We start from the raw sequence: 230 nt of genomic DNA on the forward strand, positions 1-230 counted from the left end.
GCGTACGCTTCCCGATACCCGGAGGCATGATCGAGACGGCGGAGAACTTACGCCGCGAATACAACATCAGTCGAGAGGAACAGGACGCGTGGGCGCTGCGTTCGCATCAGCGCGCGGTGGCCGCGCAGACCAGTGGCAAGTTCGACGCGGAGTGTGTGCCCGTCACCACCAAGCTGGGCAAACAGACAAAGATCGTTACACAGGACGAGCATCCTCGCGCGGACGCGTCG

At 63.0% G+C, this 230-nt stretch carries 1 pseudogene; it reads left to right on the plus strand.

The window, feature by feature from the left end:
- Positions 1 to 26 precede the first annotated feature (26 nt).
- Positions 27 to 230, plus strand: a pseudogene (locus VJI77_RS07800) (thiolase family protein); the annotation flags it as partial.

This window comes from Parvimonas sp. D2 (assembly GCF_035282635.1).
In the GTDB taxonomy this organism is placed as follows: Bacteria; Bacillota; Clostridia; order Tissierellales; family Peptoniphilaceae; genus Parvimonas.